The 15562-nt window shown below is 47.9% G+C and carries 13 protein-coding genes; 8 read left to right on the top strand and 5 right to left on the bottom strand.

The genetic code is table 11. The annotated features are described in order from the left end of the window. The first annotated feature begins 34 nt into the window (after positions 1-34). The gene (locus DKW60_RS09650) at positions 35-2494 is read left to right on the top strand and encodes a heavy metal translocating P-type ATPase (RefSeq protein ID WP_109837568.1); all 2460 of its coding nucleotides are present in this window, start codon (positions 35-37) and stop codon (positions 2492-2494) included. A 106-nt stretch (positions 2495-2600) separates the two neighbouring features. Here the strand turns inward: DKW60_RS09650 and DKW60_RS09645 are convergent, their stop codons facing one another. Both DKW60_RS09645 and DKW60_RS09640 read right to left on the bottom strand, forming a co-directional pair. Then, entirely contained in the window at positions 2601-3035 is a 435-nt protein-coding gene (locus tag DKW60_RS09645) for a hypothetical protein (RefSeq protein ID WP_109837449.1), read from the bottom strand. Between the two features lie 530 nt (positions 3036-3565). Next, positions 3566-5005, bottom strand: coding sequence for an aldehyde dehydrogenase family protein (locus DKW60_RS09640; protein WP_109837448.1), 1440 nt, complete (start codon positions 5003-5005; stop codon positions 3566-3568). A 191-nt stretch (positions 5006-5196) separates the two neighbouring features. Between DKW60_RS09640 and DKW60_RS09635 the strand changes: the two genes are divergently transcribed. Then, a complete protein-coding gene (locus DKW60_RS09635; RefSeq protein WP_109837447.1) occupies positions 5197-5838 on the top strand; it encodes a MarC family protein in 642 nt (213 codons plus the stop codon). 30 nt (positions 5839-5868) lie between these two features. Here the strand turns inward: DKW60_RS09635 and DKW60_RS09630 are convergent, their stop codons facing one another. Then, positions 5869-6210 (bottom strand): TusE/DsrC/DsvC family sulfur relay protein, encoded by a 342-nt coding sequence (locus DKW60_RS09630; protein WP_109837446.1) that lies wholly within the window; start codon positions 6208-6210, stop codon positions 5869-5871. Positions 6211-6416: 206 nt separating this feature from the next. Here DKW60_RS09630 and DKW60_RS09625 point away from each other — a divergent pair, with 206 nt between their 5' ends. Beyond that, positions 6417-8357, top strand: a complete 1941-nt coding sequence (locus tag DKW60_RS09625; protein ID WP_109837445.1) for a hypothetical protein — start codon at positions 6417-6419, stop codon at positions 8355-8357. A gap of 66 nt (positions 8358-8423) precedes the next feature. On the opposite strand, the gene DKW60_RS09620 is transcribed toward DKW60_RS09625, so the two are convergent. Continuing rightward, positions 8424-9641, bottom strand: a complete 1218-nt coding sequence (locus tag DKW60_RS09620; protein WP_109837444.1) for an ROK family transcriptional regulator — start codon at positions 9639-9641, stop codon at positions 8424-8426. Further along, a complete protein-coding gene (locus DKW60_RS09615; protein ID WP_109837443.1) occupies positions 9641-10594 on the bottom strand; it encodes a carbohydrate kinase family protein in 954 nt (317 codons plus the stop codon). The genes DKW60_RS09620 and DKW60_RS09615 overlap by 1 nt, the downstream gene beginning before the upstream one ends. Before the next feature lie 256 nt (positions 10595-10850). On the opposite strand from DKW60_RS09615, the gene DKW60_RS09610 reads away from it, so the two are divergent. The 5 genes from DKW60_RS09610 to DKW60_RS09590 all read left to right on the top strand — a co-directional run bounded on the left by DKW60_RS09610 (position 10851) and on the right by DKW60_RS09590 (position 15529). Beyond that, positions 10851-11873, top strand: a complete 1023-nt coding sequence (locus tag DKW60_RS09610; RefSeq protein WP_109837442.1) for a sugar ABC transporter substrate-binding protein — start codon at positions 10851-10853, stop codon at positions 11871-11873. 85 nt (positions 11874-11958) lie between these two features. Continuing rightward, positions 11959-13017 (top strand): ABC transporter permease, encoded by a 1059-nt coding sequence (locus tag DKW60_RS09605; protein ID WP_109837441.1) that lies wholly within the window; start codon positions 11959-11961, stop codon positions 13015-13017. After that, on the top strand, positions 13014-13802 hold the full coding sequence (locus DKW60_RS09600; protein WP_109837440.1) for an ATP-binding cassette domain-containing protein: 789 nt from the start codon (positions 13014-13016) through the stop codon (positions 13800-13802). Before DKW60_RS09605 ends, DKW60_RS09600 begins: the two co-directional genes overlap by 4 nt. Positions 13803-13921: 119 nt before the next feature. Further along, a complete protein-coding gene (locus DKW60_RS09595) occupies positions 13922-14887 on the top strand; it encodes an AraC family transcriptional regulator (RefSeq protein WP_109837439.1) in 966 nt (321 codons plus the stop codon). 30 nt (positions 14888-14917) lie between these two features. After that, positions 14918-15529, top strand: coding sequence for a nucleoside triphosphate hydrolase (locus DKW60_RS09590; protein WP_109837438.1), 612 nt, complete (start codon positions 14918-14920; stop codon positions 15527-15529). Positions 15530-15562: the final 33 nt, after the last annotated feature.

Genomic DNA, 15562 nt, shown 5'->3' with positions numbered 1-15562 from the left:
CTTATTGTTAGAAAGCTTTCGTGAGACTTGCGCTATGAGCACCGACTTAAATAATCCCTCTTTGTCCCAGATATCCTTGCCTGTGACCGGCATGTCCTGCGCTGGCTGTGCTTCCAGTGTAGAGACCTTATTAAATAAAACCTCCGGCGTGGAATCCGCCACTGTCAATCTGGCACTGGAAAAGGCGGATATTCAATTTGATACTGCTGTTATCAACCCCACTCATCTTAGCGAGGCGATTAAGGCGGGCGGCTATGGCGTCCGCGAGCATCAATTCTTAGTGCATATCAAAGGTATGACTTGCAGCGGTTGCAGTAGTGGCGTTGAGAAAAAGCTACGAGCCTTGCCGGGTGTGATTAAAGCGGATGTGAATTTAGCGCTTGAGCGCGCCAATATCAGTGTCATTCCCGGTCAATGCGACCTCGATACCATTCTGAAAACAGTCAATGAGGCTGGCTATACCGCCACTACCGATGCCGATATGCAAACGGTGGATCAGGATGAAGAAGCCAGACAGGAGTCCCGCCGGGATTTAATCGAGCTGGGCATTGCCGCCTTATTTACCCTACCGCTAGTGATCCAGATGATTGTAATGATGATCTGGCCGGGTACGCATATGTCTGTGTGGCTGGAGCTGGCATTGGCAACGCCAGTGCAATTCTGGATTGGCCGACGTTTCTACAAAGGTGCGTGGCGGGCGATTAAGGCACGCAGCGGCAATATGGATATTTTGGTGGCCTTGGGCACATCTGCGGCGTACTTCTTCAGTCTGTGGCAGGTGTTGACCCGTGGCAGTGGCGCGGCTGGACATGTTTATTTTGAAGCAGCGGCGGTAGTGATTACCTTGGTGTTAGCCGGAAAGGTATTGGAGTCACGTGCTAAGCGTTCCGCATCATCCGCGCTTCGGGGGCTAATGAATTTGCGTCCGGATACGGCCAGAGTGGTGCGTAGTGGCGAGGAAGTAGAGGTTAAAATCGCTGAGGTGTTTGTAGGTGATATGGTTGCTGTTCGCCCTGGCGAACGTATTCCGGTGGATGGCGTGGTGATGCGCGGTGAAAGTGAGCTGGATGAGAGTTTGCTGACGGGGGAGCCAATGCCGGTGTTGCGGGTGAAAGGCGATCAGGTGGTCGCCGGAGCCATGAATGGTGAGGGGGCTTTGCGCATTCGTACCGAACGCATTGGTGATGATACGACACTGGCAAGAATTGGGAACCTGGTGGAGCAAGCGCAGGCGGGTAAAGCACCGATCCAACGTTTGGTCGATCGTATTAGTGGTATTTTTGTACCGGTGGTGTTGGTGCTTGCTTTGCTGACTTTTATCGGCTGGTGGATATTCGGCCCCAACTTTGAAACAGCGCTAACCGTTGCGGTGAGTGTATTAGTGATTGCCTGTCCCTGTGCTTTGGGGCTGGCCACGCCCACGGCTTTGGTGGCGGGTACAGGTACAGCAGCCAAGTCAGGCATATTAATTAAAGATATCGAAACACTGGAGCGCGCCAGTCATATCGATACGGTAGTGTTTGATAAAACCGGTACATTGACCATGGGCAAGCCGGAGGTGGTTGAGGTGAAAGCATTTGATGGCACCGAAGATGAGGTGTTGCGTATTGCCGCCTCAGTTCAGCAAGGTTCCGAACACCCGCTGGGACGAGCTATGGTTGAAGCTGCCCGTGCTAAATCATTGGATCTGCAAGCGGCGGATAATTTCAAAGCAACAGTCGGGCAGGGTGTTGCTGCTTCGATTCAGGGAGCCCTTATTCGTATCGGTAAAGTCGATTTTGTCACTGATGATCCTACCACCAGCGCTGTGTCGGTTGGTGAGGCTGTTACTGAGCATGCAGAAACCATTCGTGCTGATATGCAGGCCATGAGTGACGGTGGGCGAACGGTGGTTTGTGTGACTAAGGATGCTGTGCCTGTCGGACTGATTGCACTGGCCGATGAAGCGCGTCCGGATGCAAAAGCTGCGATTGATGCTTTGCATACCAGAGGTATTCAAACTCTGTTGCTAACCGGTGACAATGAAGCGTCGGCAGCGCGAATTGCCGATGAGTTAGGTATCGATGCGGTGAAAGCCAATGTCAGACCGGATGAAAAAGCTGCTGAAATTGAAGCGCTGACAAAGCAGGGCAAACACGTGGCTATGATTGGTGATGGAATTAATGATGCACCAGCGTTGGCAGCTGCTGAGCTGGGTATTGCCATGGGCAGTGGTGCAGATGTGGCTATGGAAACGGCAGGGGTGACGTTAATGCGTTCGAAGCCGACCCTGGTGGCGGATGCACTGGATATTGCGAAGGCAACTGCTGGCAAAATACGTCAAAACCTGTTTTGGGCCTTTGCTTACAATGCAGTGTGTATTCCGATTGCGATGCTGGGGTACTTGAGTCCGGCACTGGCTGGGGCGGCGATGGCTTTGTCATCGGTGAGTGTGGTGAGTAATTCTTTATTATTGAAGCGTTGGAAAAGCCATGAGGCTGAGTCTACTCAGTAACTAATGGGTGTTTCATGTGTTTGCATCGAGACATAAGTCTTGGTGTAAATACGAAAAAGGGCAGCCCGAAAGCTGCCCTCCAACAATCATCTCTGCGAGAGATTGTTTATCGACCGATGACCACATTCTCGGTACCACGTCCTTCCATTGTACGTGATATGCGTGAGGCATCGGAGCGACCGATCACACCAGGCTGCAAGTCACGGTCAGTGACACGTCCGTTGCAAGTGGTGCTGTTTTTAGTCAATTTGTTAATCTCGACCCGTGCGTTGTGTAGCTTGCTGGCCAAGGTGTTTAATTCCCAACTCTGCAGTCCGCCGTAGCGATACTTCTTTTCAAGGGCTGCGATACTGCTTTGCATCGCTTTTAGTGACTTCGCTTCTTCAGGGGTAAGTTGGCATGTCTTCATGCCTTGAGCGATCATCACGGCTTGTTCGTGTTGTTGTTTATCGATTTCTGATGAGGTGTTGTGCGCACTAGCCTGATACGTAAATAAGAGAGCAGAAGCTGATAACACGGTCATTGCGATTTTCTTGTTCATGGGGTATCTCCGATATTTGAAATTATTGTGTCTACACCCTCTAATGCGCAGGCCAACCGTTTATCGGGTCATTGTTTCTACATTTTTACGTAAATTAATATTTTTTTGTAGGTCGTATCGGCTATTTGGACAATTGCACTAGTGACTTTTTAATAGTCACAAAAAAGCGAAAAAGGCGGCTATCACTGGCTCGGAGCGGTTTAGAGTATCGCAATATTAACCGTAAGAGGTGACTAAAGGAGTATCTGAAATGATGAATGGTTGGGCTGGGTGTTTCTTCAGCAAATAAATTCCTACTATCGGCTTTTGTTTGCTTTTTTGATAAATAAATATTTTTTAATACAAAAGGCGAACAAAGTGCGTTACACTATGTTCAAGCAAGTCAATAATGAAAACAAGCTATGCAAAGCGTGAACCACCCAATCTGTCTTTACCCCTTGTTTGATAGAATTGGTACGCACAAGCCGCTTGGTCCCCTACGACCAAGCGGTTTTATTATTTTAAGGCTTTATTCAATTGAGTGGTTCCGGTTATTCCGGTGTCCAGCCACTGATCGCTTTAACTTCTAAGAAATCTTCCAGTCCCCAGATGCCGCCTTCGCGACCATTACCAGACTGCTTATAACCACCAAAGGGCGAACCAGCTGAGCGAGACTTGCCATTCATCTCCACCATACCCGAACGTAAGCGGCGAGCCACACGATTCGCTTTAGCGCCATCCTGTGTCTGGACGTAGTTAGTCAGGCCATAAGGTGTGTCGTTGGCAATTTGAATAGCTTCTTCTTCAGTGTCGAATGGAATCATCGTCAGCACAGGGCCAAATACTTCTTCACGGGCAATCTGCATTTGGTTGTTCACATCAGCGAAAATAGTTGGCTTGATAAAATAGCCTTTGTCCAATCCATCCGGGCGACCTAATCCACCTGCGATCAGGCGAGCGCCTTCATCGATACCGACGCCAATTAAATGTTGGATCTTATCGAACTGCATTTGAGATACCACCGGGCCAATGTGGCGACCATGTTCGGCTGAATGTCCCACCGAGGCGTTAGCGGCTGTTTCTATCGCCGTTTCAACCGCCTGATCGTAGATAGAACGCTCAACCAACATACGTGTCGGTGCATTACACGATTGACCGGTATTACTAAAACAATGCATAACACCACGTTTTACAGCGGCTTCATCAGCATCTGCAAACACGATATTGGCCCCTTTACCGCCCAACTCAAGACTGACGCGTTTGATGGTATCGGCTGCATTTTTACTGATTGCCGTGCCAGCGCGGGTAGAGCCAGTGAAAGAAATCATATCAACATCAGGGTGCAGCGTGAGTTGTGAGCCTACCCCTACACCATCACCATTCACCAGATTGAATACACCGGCAGGTACACCCGCCTCATGAATGATCTCAGCGAATAATAAAGAGGATAGTGGCGCGATTTCTGACGGCTTTAACACCATGGTGTTACCCGTGGCGAGTGCCGGAATCACTTTGAGTGAGACCTGATTCATTGGCCAGTTCCACGGTGTAATTAATCCGCAAACACCAATTGGTTCATAAAGTATGCGGTCGTTAGGCGTGTGGTCATTGAGTGCTTGCTCAAAGTCAAAGTCCTTAAAGGCTTTGATAAAGTTACGGATGTGCCACGAGCCTGAACTGGCTTGTGAGTTTAGTGCCATGTCGATTGGCGCACCCATCTCAGTTGAAATCGCTTGTGCCATTTCAGCTTCACGAGATTTATAAATATCCGCGATGCGTTCCAAAACAGCCAAACGCTCGGCTTTGGGTGTTTGGCTCCAGCTGTCGAAAGCCTGTTTAGCGGCACTAACAGCGGCATCAGTGTCAGCCTGATTACCTAGTGAAATGACAGCACAGACTTCTTCGGTAGAAGGGTCGATAACATCAAGGTCGTTCGCCTGAGCGGGCGCAACCCATTCGCCATTAATGTAAAACTCACGTTTGTTTATCATTGTGTTGCCTCGTTAGGAATTCGTGTGGTGCGAAAGCGTCATTTTATGCGGATAAACTTTGCAGTGACAACCAAAAAGGTTGATTTAAATGTAAATGTAGCAGGCCAGAAAATGACAGATCACTAGCCTATCAATAGCCGGTTAATCGCGTTATATTCGCCAATTTTAACCGCGCAATAGGTGTATCGCTTATGCCATCTTTTGACTTAATTCTAAATGCTTTTGTGACCCTGTTTGTGACAGTGGACCCCATTGGTAATGCACCGCTGTTTTTGGGCTTAACGGTAGGTTTATCAACGATTGATCGCAGGACGGTGGCGATTCGAGGTGTGTTGGTTGCCTTTGCCATACTGACCTTATTTGCCGTAACCGGTACGGCTATTTTGGATGCGATGGGCATTACCATTGATGCGTTCCGCGTCGCTGGTGGTTTGTTGCTGTTCTACACCGCATTTGAAATGATTTATGAGAAACGTCAGGAGCGCAAGGAAGAGGTGTCGATGTCGATGATGAAAGATCACATTGCCAATATTTCGGTTTTCCCTCTGGCGATTCCACTCCTGGCGGGGCCGGGCACTATCTCAGCGACTATTCTGTTGTCGTCTGAGTTATCGGCTGCTACCACTGAAAATCATTGGTTCGGTGTATTGATATTGATCGGGATAATCTTTGTACTGTTGGCACTGACGGCAGTGACATTAATCGCGGCGGAGATATTAGATAAGTATATCGGTAGCACGGGCAAGATGATTTTGACGCGCTTGTTAGGTGTGTTGTTGGCTGCTTTGTCGGTTCAGTATGTAGCGGACGGCGCGACAGCCTTATTCGGGTGATGGCCGCAGCTTTTGGTTGGCTGGGTAATCTTACATATCCAACATTAGCTTGAGTGGTTTACGCATACCGGCGATTTTGCAGGCTTGTTGCCCATAGCCATAGGGAAATAACTGATACAGGTATTTTCGTGTGGCTTTTTCTTTGCCAAAGGCAAGGGTCATTGCTTTGAGTGCACGACGTGCTTCGGGCACAGTTTGGTTGGCTTCAAAGTAATCACGTACAAAGTTGACCACTTCCCAGCGCTCGTCATTCATTTCAATATCGATTGAATCCGCGAGCCTTAACGCGACCTCCTGATCCCAGTCCTCCGGATACAGCAAGAAACCTTCATTATCGACAGCGAGTGTTTGAACAGGGGCGGCTTGAGTCATGGGTTAGCTTTCAAGTATTAGAATATGCTTAATTATGGTGATACGTCAGGCGCTGTCTACTGCTCTAATAGGGTAGTGTCATCGAATGCTGCTATTAATCTCCGAAATATTTGCACAAAACATTAACAATTAAGGCATTGGGTCAGCCCCAAACACTTGCTACTATAGGCCATCATAAAAATAGACAGCTTTATTGGAGTAGCTAGATGAATATTTCCCGGGTCTTAAAGTACCTGATCAGTGGTGTAATAATTGGAGCCATTTTGTTTTTTGCTGGTTTCGGCATTGTAAACATGATGAATGATTCCGGTGATGAGGTGGCTCGTTCAACGCCTGTTGTTGCTCCGGCACCCGCTGAACTCGCTACGCCTGCCGTAGAAGTCACGCCGCCTGCTATTCAGGTGACTTCTACCAATCAAGATGCTGCCTCTCAGACTGATGCTACCCAAGCTGGCAATGCTCAAAATACAGCAACTCAAACAGGTCAGGGGACCAGTGCTTCACCAATAAAGATAAAGCCGCTTGGTAGCGAAGACAGTGCTGACACCGATGTGGCAATCGAGGAAACGAATCAGTCTCCTGCGTTTGGAACACTCACCTTAAGCACAGTCAACGCTGAGAATGGTCAGGCAACATCTGCTGACTTCTTAATTCAAAATAGTGACGGGGCAGCGATTGCTCAGGTAAAAAATACAGAAAGCAGCACGCTGAGTTTACCGGCCGGTGATTACAAAATCACAGTGTCACAAGGTGATGCAAAACTGGTACGTTTCTTAGGAGTGTCTGAAGGTCAGAATGGCTCGGAAGTGTTTGAGCTTGATGTGCCTGTATTGCAAGAAGAAGCGCCTGAGGTGATTCAGGTCGTTACTCCCACGCAAACAGCTCCGGTCAGTACTGGTGAAGATACGGCCCAACAGCAGGCGCAACAACAAACAACGCAAACGGCACAACAAGCTGCAACTGAGCAAAGTGGTGATGAGCAGAGTCGTGCAGAGGCTGCTGAGTCCGAAGAGTTAGCTAGTGAAGACCCTGCTGCGGATGGCGTAGATCAGCCTGCTAAAGAAGCCAGCACTGAAGTAACAGTGACGAATGCCGCGACAGGCACAAGCACAGCGTTAGGTGGTCTGCGAGTATCTGCTTTGACGAAAGTTGGTAACCGACCTACCAATGCCAGCTTCTATATCCAGAAGTTAAATGGTGAGAATATTGAGAATGTAAAAGGGGTTAGCACTCAGCAATTCAATCTTCCTGCTGGTAAATATCGTATTACTGCTAGAAAGGGGACAGCACGTGTTGTCACTGAAGTAACGGTTGTTGCAAACCGCGGTATGCATGAGATATTCCATATTCCTGAGGTACCAACAACAGCGGCAGCGACGACTTCAACTGCAGCTACTCAACAAACACCACCACGTCCTGCTCAGACTCAGCCTGCCGCCACGCCAGCAGCAGTTGCAGCGCCTTCACGTCCTGCCGGTGCTGCTGACAGTAATACTGCCAAGACCGGTAAACTTGAGTTGTTTGCTCAGTCTGCGTCTAACAACGCGGCAATCAAGTCTAACTTTTATGTACAGACGGTTGACGGCAAGCTCGTCACGAATAAAACCTATGTGGACTCTATTGGCTACAAGCTGCCACCCGGAAAGTATAAGGTGACGGTTCGTGCGACAGGCTATGAAGATAAGTCGGTTCAGGTGATTGTTCGTGAAGGTCAGGTACGTCGTGAAGTCTTCAAGATGAGTACCAAGCGAGCGGCAGCTCCTGCGGCAGCGGCTACACCTCCACCAATTCCGGTCATACCTGCACCCACTGCACCAGTGACTCAGGCCCCGGCTCCTCAGGCACCCCAAGCACAAACGCCAGCAGCTCCAAGACCTGCTCAAAACCAAGCGAATCGTCGTGGTGGTTTACAGGTGAACATTGTGTCTGCTGAAACAGGGCAGGGATTGATTGCTGATATCTCAGTACACCGTCCGGACGGGACTGAGATTCGTCGTTCTAATCAAACATCTAAGGCGAGATTTAACTTACCACCACGCGAGTTCGTGATTCGCATTAATTACGGTGGTTTGGTGACGAATCAAAAGGTCAAGATTCGCCGTGGAAAGTTGGCGATCAGAACGATTACTTTTAAGCAATCCAACTAACATGGAAATAGCCTGAAGTGTCTGCTTCAGGCTTCATTTAAAGGCTTATTGGTGTTGGCTCAGTGCTTACTGGTCAGCACCAAAAGCAACATCTCGATTGCGGGTGAAGTTAGCCAGTAATGGCAACGATGCCCCACCTAACACTCGCGCATTATTTCCAAGACTGCCCTCGACTACGGTCACAGGGGATAGCCCTTGCTTATCGATGGTAGCGATTTTTACCGAGACTTCTTGTGTAATCCGCGTTCTGATTAATGCGGGTAAATCCCCATCGATGACGATGGCCGGAAAGTCGATAACGGAAATAGCAGATACGATGGCATAGGCCAGATCATCGGTTAAGCGATCAATCCAGGTATCAAGTGTGTCGCCTAGTGTCGACCAGTCACTTTCTTTATCCCAAATAGACCCAGCATCTTCACCGGCTGCTTCTAATAATCGCTGTAAGCTTATTTTTGAGGTGTCGCGAATCAGTTGGTGGGCATCACCGCTGGAGTGTTCGCCCTGGTTTCTGATTCGGATGGGTAAGGCACCTAAAGACCCGGCGTTACCGTTCGGTCCTTCAAAAATACTGCCGTTTAGTACGACCCCGCCACCAATGAAGTAGCCGATGTAGATATACAAAAAGTTATCATGCTGGTCTTCATTGCCAAAGGTTAGTTCTGCCGCACAGGCTGCTGTTGCATCGTTTTGCATATAAGCCGGTAGTCTGGCTGCGTGACTGACTTCTTGTTTGATGTCGAAGCCATTCCAGGCGTCCATAACGGATTTTGGCGCGCCTACCTCATCACCCCAGTTCCATAACTCAAATGGGGTAGCGATGCCGATACCTACCATGCGATCACGCAGTGGCTCATCAATTGCTTCAATTAGCTCAGGAACATAATCCTCAACAAACGCCAATAATGCCTCAACAACGGGGTATCGATAACTGACTTCACGGGTCTCTAAAATACTCCCGACGAAGTTCATCAGGACTAATTCGCTGCTATGCCGACCAATTTTTAAACCGATGGAGTAAGCACCCTCCGGATTTAGTGAAAAGGGGACACTGGGTTGTCCTACTTTTCCACGTTGTGGTTGGCCTTTTACAATCAGTTGGTCAGCTTCCAGTTGTTGCATAATCACTGAAATAGTCTGTGCAGAAAGCCCGGTAAGTTGGGCAATTTCTGACTTAGGCAGTCCATCCTGATGACGGACTATCGACAAAACCAGTCGCTCGTTATAAATACGACCACCCGTTTGATTGGTGCCGCGACTTAGATTTTGACGAAGTTTAGGCATTAAGCCTCACCCTTCATAGATGCTAAAATTTCATCACGGTTAGGCAGATCAGCGCCTTGGCGCGAACAGGTAATCGCTGCTGCGGCCGCTGCAAATTCACCGATAGATTTGAGTTTTTCCTCGCTTAGCTTTGATGACCACTCAGTAGATGCTTCACGCATGGTAAGTAGCTGATCAATCAGTGCAGTTTGGAAGGTATCACCCGCGCCGACAGTATCAGCAACAGTAATTTTAGGTGTTTCAACACTGGCTGTTGAAGACTGACTCCAAAGCTGTGCGCCATCACCACCTTTGGTGAGTACCACCAGGCTGATGCCGAGCGCTAACCATTCCTTGGCTTTGTCTTCAAACGAGACTTCAGGATAGAGGTGTTCGAAATCTTCATCACTGATTTTCAATAAGTCAGCATGCTTAGCAATCAACGCCACGCGCTCGCGCCAGATGTCTTTATTTGGCTCTACACCGAGTCTGACATTGGGGTCTAGTGAGATCAGGCATTTACCAGAGTGCTTCTCAATCAGGCTCAGTAATGAATCTGAGGTCGGAGGGGTTGCGATTGAATAAGACCCCACATGAATACCTGAGAACTCTGCAGACTGCGGAAGATCTTCAAGAGAGACCGAGCGGTCAGCCGCGCCATTGCCATAGAACGCGTAGTCAGGCACACCGTGCTCATCTTTTTGAATAAAGCCGAGGGTTGTCGGTAAATTTTTGCTGGCTATGTAGTCTGTGTTAACCCCTTCGCTTTTCAGAACAGCCATAAGTCGCTGGCCGAGAAAGTCCTGAGAAACACCTGTCAGCAGGGCAGTGGGTTGTGCCAGACGCGCTAAACCGATAGCAACATTAAACGGTGAGCCACCGGCGACTGCGTCCAGAGGAAGCTCAGTGCTGCTGGCCTCCACAGAGCCATCAACGAAAATATCAAACAGTGCTTCGCCACAAACTAAAAACATAAAACGTTTCCTATATTAGACACTCTGGAAGAGTATAAAAGTAATGGCCTCGGATTCTAAGTTAGCTTATAGGTGTCTGCAAGGTCAATTAATAAATCATTTGGAATTATTAATTGACAGATACTCTCTTGTAGGGTTTTAATAATAGGCAGTGGCGAACGGGCGTTTTTGAACCTGAAGTTACTGTTTAAGTTTTCCATGGTCGGTCTGTATAGGATTTAGGTGGCCGTACCGCTGTTTATTCTTTGGAGGAAGTATGAAAAATCATTCACTAAAAATTGCAATCGCAGGTTCTTTATTAGCAGCAGGCTTTGCTGCACCAGCCTCAGCAGCAGATATTGCTTGCTTGGTTACCAAGACAAATACCAACCCATTCTTCGTAAAGATGAAAGAAGGTGCTGAAGCTAAGGCAAAAGAGCTTGGCATGGAGCTTCGTTCATTCGCGGGGAAAACTGACGGCGACAGTGAGACTCAGGTTGCGGCGATTGAAAACTGCGTATCAGCCGGTGCTAAAGGTATCTTGCTGACAGCATCTGATTCAACGGCAATCGTTCCCTCTGTTGAAGCTGCACGTAAAGCAGGTCTGCTGGTTATTGCATTAGATACACCACTGGAGCCTTTGGATGCAGCCGATGCAACCTTCGCTACTGATAACTTCAAAGCGGGCGTACTCATTGGCGAGTGGGCTAAAGCAGCCATGGGCGATTCTGCCAAAGACGCTAAGATTGCCCTATTAGACTTAAGTGTTGCGGGTATTTCCGTAGATTACCAACGTGACAATGGTTTCTTACAGGGCTTTGGTATCGATATTAAAGACCCTAAAAAGATGGGTGATGAAGATGACCCACGTATCGTAGGTAATGACGTGACCAGTGGTAGTGAAGAGGGGGGCCGTAAGGCTATGGAGAACCTGCTACAGAAAGATCCATCAATTAACCTTGTGTATACCATTAATGAGCCGGCAGCAGCAGGTGCTTACGAGGCTTTAAAATCAGTTGGTCGTGAGAAAGATGTATTGATTGTTTCTGTTGATGGTGGTTGCCCGGGTGTTGAAAACATCAAAGATGGTGTGATTGGTGCGACGTCAATGCAGTTCCCGTTATTGATGGCCTCTATGGGTGTTGAAGCGATTGCCGAGTTCGCGAAGTCCGGAAAGAAGCCTGAGAATTCTGAAGGTTTGGATTTCTTTAACACGGGTGTCAAGTTGATCACTGATAAGCCAGTCGATGGTGTGGAGTCTACAAGCTCAGAGGAAGGCATGAAGCTCTGCTGGGGCTAATGTCAGCGTTATAAAGTAGGGAATAAATCCCGCAATAGCAGACTTAGGCTGTTGCGGGATTTTTGTTTAAAGAGTGGAGAACAACATGACAAAACAGAGTTTTGAGACTGTGTTGGATGAGAGTGATACGAGTGTTGCTGAGTTTAAAACTGAGAAGCGTGGCTTTTTAGGGCAGATTCAGCACATTCTTCATGGGAACATTACCATTGTCCCAATGATTGTATTAATACTAAGTTGTCTGGGCTTTGGCTTCGTTGCCGGAGAACGTTTTTTTACACCGTTTAATCTGTCGTTGATTATTCAGCAGGTGACTATTATCGGTATTCTGGGGATTGCCCAGACACTCATTATTCTGACGGCAGGTATTGACCTGTCGGTGGCGGCAATCATGATATTGACGTCGGTTGTGATGGGTAATTTTGCAGTCAACATAGGCGTGCCTGCATTCTTAGCAATACCTTTAGGGTTTATTGTGGGGATGGTGTGCGGTGCCGTGAATGGGCTGTTGATTACCCGCTTTAAGCTTCCACCGTTTATAGCGACCTTAGGAACCTGGAATATCTTTTTCGCTTTAAACCTTTGGTATTCAGGTAGTCAGTCTATTCGCAGCCAGTCCATCGACAAGGCGGCACCCTCCTTAAAGTTCTTTGGTGAACGGGTAGATGTGTTTGGAACACAGTTTACCTATGGTTCCTTCTTAATGATTTTCTTGTGTATTTTGTTTTGGTATTTGCTAAACCGCACAGCCTGGGGAAAACATGTTTATGCAGTAGGGGATGATCCGGAAGCGGCTGAGTTAGCGGGTATTAGAACGAAACGAATATTAATGTCGGTGTACATCGTTGCTGGTCTGTTATGCGGTATTGCGGCATGGGCTGCCGTGGGACGTATTGGTTCGATCAGTCCACAAAGTTTTTATGAGGGTAATCTCGAAGCAATCACAGCGGTCGTTATTGGTGGAACCAGTTTGTTTGGTGGCCGTGGTTCGGTGGTTGGTACGATCATCGGTGCATTAATTGTAGGTGTATTCCGTAACGGTTTGGCGCTGGCAGGTGTGGATGTGCTTTGGCAGGTATTCGCTATTGGTTGGTTGATTATTATTGCAGTTGCGTTTGATCAGTGGGTAAGGAAGGTGTCGTCATGAGTGTTCAACCTATTTTATCGGCCAAAGGATTAGTCAAGCGATACGGCCGTGTAACGGCATTAGACCACGCTGATTTTGAACTGTATCCCGGTGAGGTATTGGCGGTCATTGGCGATAATGGGGCAGGTAAATCGTCACTGATTAAAGCTGTTTCTGGTGCGACAATTCCGGACTCCGGCGATGTATGGCTGGATGGTGAGAAAGTCGATTTCCATTCCCCTATGGAGGCGCGGGATAGTGGTATCGAAACAGTGTATCAGAATCTGGCACTGTCACCGGCGCTGTCTATCGCAGATAACTTATTTCTGGGTCGTGAGATTCGCAAAGAAGGCGTTCTGGGTAAGTGGTTCCGTATGTTGGATCGTCCCAAGATGCAACAGTTCGCCCGCGACAAACTCAGCGAGCTCGGCTTGATGACCATTCAGAATATTGACCAGGCAGTAGAAACCTTATCAGGTGGACAACGACAAGGCGTGGCTGTAGCACGTGCCGCCGCATTTGGTAGTCGCGTAATCATCATGGATGAGCCGACCGCTGCGTTGGGGGTGAAAGAATCACGCAAGGTCCTTGAGCTGATTCAGGATGTTAAGTCTCGTGGTACGCCAATCGTTTTGATTAGTCACAATATGCCGCATGTGTTTGAGGTAGCTGACCGGATTCATATCCATCGTTTGGGAAAACGCTGTGCCGTGGTAGACCCAAAAACAATCAGTATGTCAGATGCGGTAGCAATCATGACTGGTGCGATGGATCCACCCAATGACGTTTATAATCCATACACCTGATTGACCCCCGCTCAAATAAGGCGTTTGGCTATAAACCAGGTGGCAATCGTGAGCACTCGCGATTGCTGCCTTTTCACTTATTTTTAATCGGTGACACAACTGCCTGAGGTTTAGAACAATTGTCTGTCTCTCATGAAGAAGTAGGTAACATAATAACGTATCCTGACGTCGTAGATGTCAGTTATGACTGGAAACAAAGCCAGAACACTGCTTCTGATGCAGCAGATGACTGTGACTATGTGCACTTTTTAGATGGCGAAGCGCAATTGGAACAGTCCTTGCGTTGGCAGCAACATCAGGACTATGAGCTTCATCTGATAACGGAAACATCTGGCAGAGCATTTATCGGAGACTATATCGGGCAGTTTAGGCCCGGTAATTTAGTGCTGATAGGGCCATATCTGCCATACAAGTGGATTGCTAAAGAGTTCCCTGAAGGAGGACCGGCTAAGGTAGTTGATAAAGTGCTCTTGTTTACTGATAAACCATTGCGCCGAACCAGTTTGATTTTCCCTGAGCTGCATGAGCTAATGCCACTACTTGAGCGCGCGAAATATGGTATTGAATTTCAGCGCATAAGTCGGGATGTCGAAGAAAGTCTTGATAAAATTCGGGAAATGTCCGGTGTTGAAAGGCTCAGTGTGTTTTTGCAACTGCTACACCGCTTATCCTCACACCAACATTATCGCCTCTTATCTAGTGCTCACTACCAGCGTTTAAAGTCTGGCAGTCAGGTTCATAAAGTCGAAAAGGCCATCGGGTACATTGCATTAAATTACGATAATCCGCTCACTATGAAGCAGGTCGCGGAGTATGCTGGCATGACTGCTAATAGCTTTTCTCGTGATTTTCGCCGTGCTACCGGCAAAACGTTTACAGATTATATGAATCATCTTCGTGTGCGTTATGCTTGCGAACTACTCATGAGCACGGAACACTACATCAGTACGATTTGTTATAAGGTTGGATTTAATAATGTCGCCAACTTTAACCGGCGCTTTTTGGAAATCAAAGGTGTAACACCCAGCGAGTTTCGCCGGAAACGTGCGGTACATTCTGGCCCGGTGTCTTTTGTGATGAAGTAATAGGATTCTTAAATAGAGGTATTTTGCTATATGTCTGATATTCATGAATTGCTGGATCAGGTGAAGGGGTTAGCTGTTAGTAATGAACGTGTCATTGTTGGCATTGCGGGACCACCTGCTTCCGGTAAATCCACCTTTGTCGCGCAATTAGCTGATCAACTTGATGGTGCGGTGGTCGTCCCCATGGATGGTTTTCACCTTGATAATGTAATTCTTGAAAGAAGAGGGCTTCTTCCGCGCAAAGGCAGTCCTGAGACATTTGATGCATCAGCTTATGCTCACTTACTTCAGCGTATCAAACGAGGCGATGATACGATTTATGCCCCGCTATTTGACCGCAAAGCAGACCTGTCCCGCGCTTCCGCGATTGAGATCCCACCTGAGACTAAAGTGATTCTGGCAGAAGGAAATTACTTATTGTTGGATCAAGCGCCCTGGCAACAACTACAGCCACTGTTTGATCTAACGGTGTCATTATGTGTGCCGGAAGAGATCCTGCAACAACGCTTATTGCAGCGTTGGTTGGATCATGGCTTGACAGAAGAGGCCGCATTAGCTCGTGCTGAATTAAATGATTTACCCAACGCACGTTTGGTGATTAATAAATCTATTCACGCGGATTGCTTAATTAATAATTATTAAGCAGTATCTAAAGACTAGGGCCTGTTGCCGTTT

The organism is Leucothrix pacifica (assembly GCF_003172875.1).
GTDB classification, from domain to species: Bacteria; Pseudomonadota; Gammaproteobacteria; order Thiotrichales; family Thiotrichaceae; genus Leucothrix; species Leucothrix pacifica.
The sequence above is the reverse complement of the archived record's forward strand: the minus strand, read 5'-3'. Positions and strand labels throughout refer to the sequence as shown.

Coding starts and splice junctions, on each gene's coding strand:
- DKW60_RS09650 (WP_109837568.1), top strand. CDS start 35: ATGAGCACCGACTTAAATAATCCCTCTTTGTCCCAGATATCCTTGCCT.
- DKW60_RS09645 (WP_109837449.1), bottom strand. CDS start 3,035: ATGAACAAGAAAATCGCAATGACCGTGTTATCAGCTTCTGCTCTCTTA.
- DKW60_RS09640 (WP_109837448.1), bottom strand. CDS start 5,005: ATGATAAACAAACGTGAGTTTTACATTAATGGCGAATGGGTTGCGCCC.
- DKW60_RS09635 (WP_109837447.1), top strand. CDS start 5,197: ATGCCATCTTTTGACTTAATTCTAAATGCTTTTGTGACCCTGTTTGTG.
- DKW60_RS09630 (WP_109837446.1), bottom strand. CDS start 6,210: ATGACTCAAGCCGCCCCTGTTCAAACACTCGCTGTCGATAATGAAGGT.
- DKW60_RS09625 (WP_109837445.1), top strand. CDS start 6,417: ATGAATATTTCCCGGGTCTTAAAGTACCTGATCAGTGGTGTAATAATT.
- DKW60_RS09620 (WP_109837444.1), bottom strand. CDS start 9,641: ATGCCTAAACTTCGTCAAAATCTAAGTCGCGGCACCAATCAAACGGGT.
- DKW60_RS09615 (WP_109837443.1), bottom strand. CDS start 10,594: ATGTTTTTAGTTTGTGGCGAAGCACTGTTTGATATTTTCGTTGATGGC.
- DKW60_RS09610 (WP_109837442.1), top strand. CDS start 10,851: ATGAAAAATCATTCACTAAAAATTGCAATCGCAGGTTCTTTATTAGCA.
- DKW60_RS09605 (WP_109837441.1), top strand. CDS start 11,959: ATGACAAAACAGAGTTTTGAGACTGTGTTGGATGAGAGTGATACGAGT.
- DKW60_RS09600 (WP_109837440.1), top strand. CDS start 13,014: ATGAGTGTTCAACCTATTTTATCGGCCAAAGGATTAGTCAAGCGATAC.
- DKW60_RS09590 (WP_109837438.1), top strand. CDS start 14,918: ATGTCTGATATTCATGAATTGCTGGATCAGGTGAAGGGGTTAGCTGTT.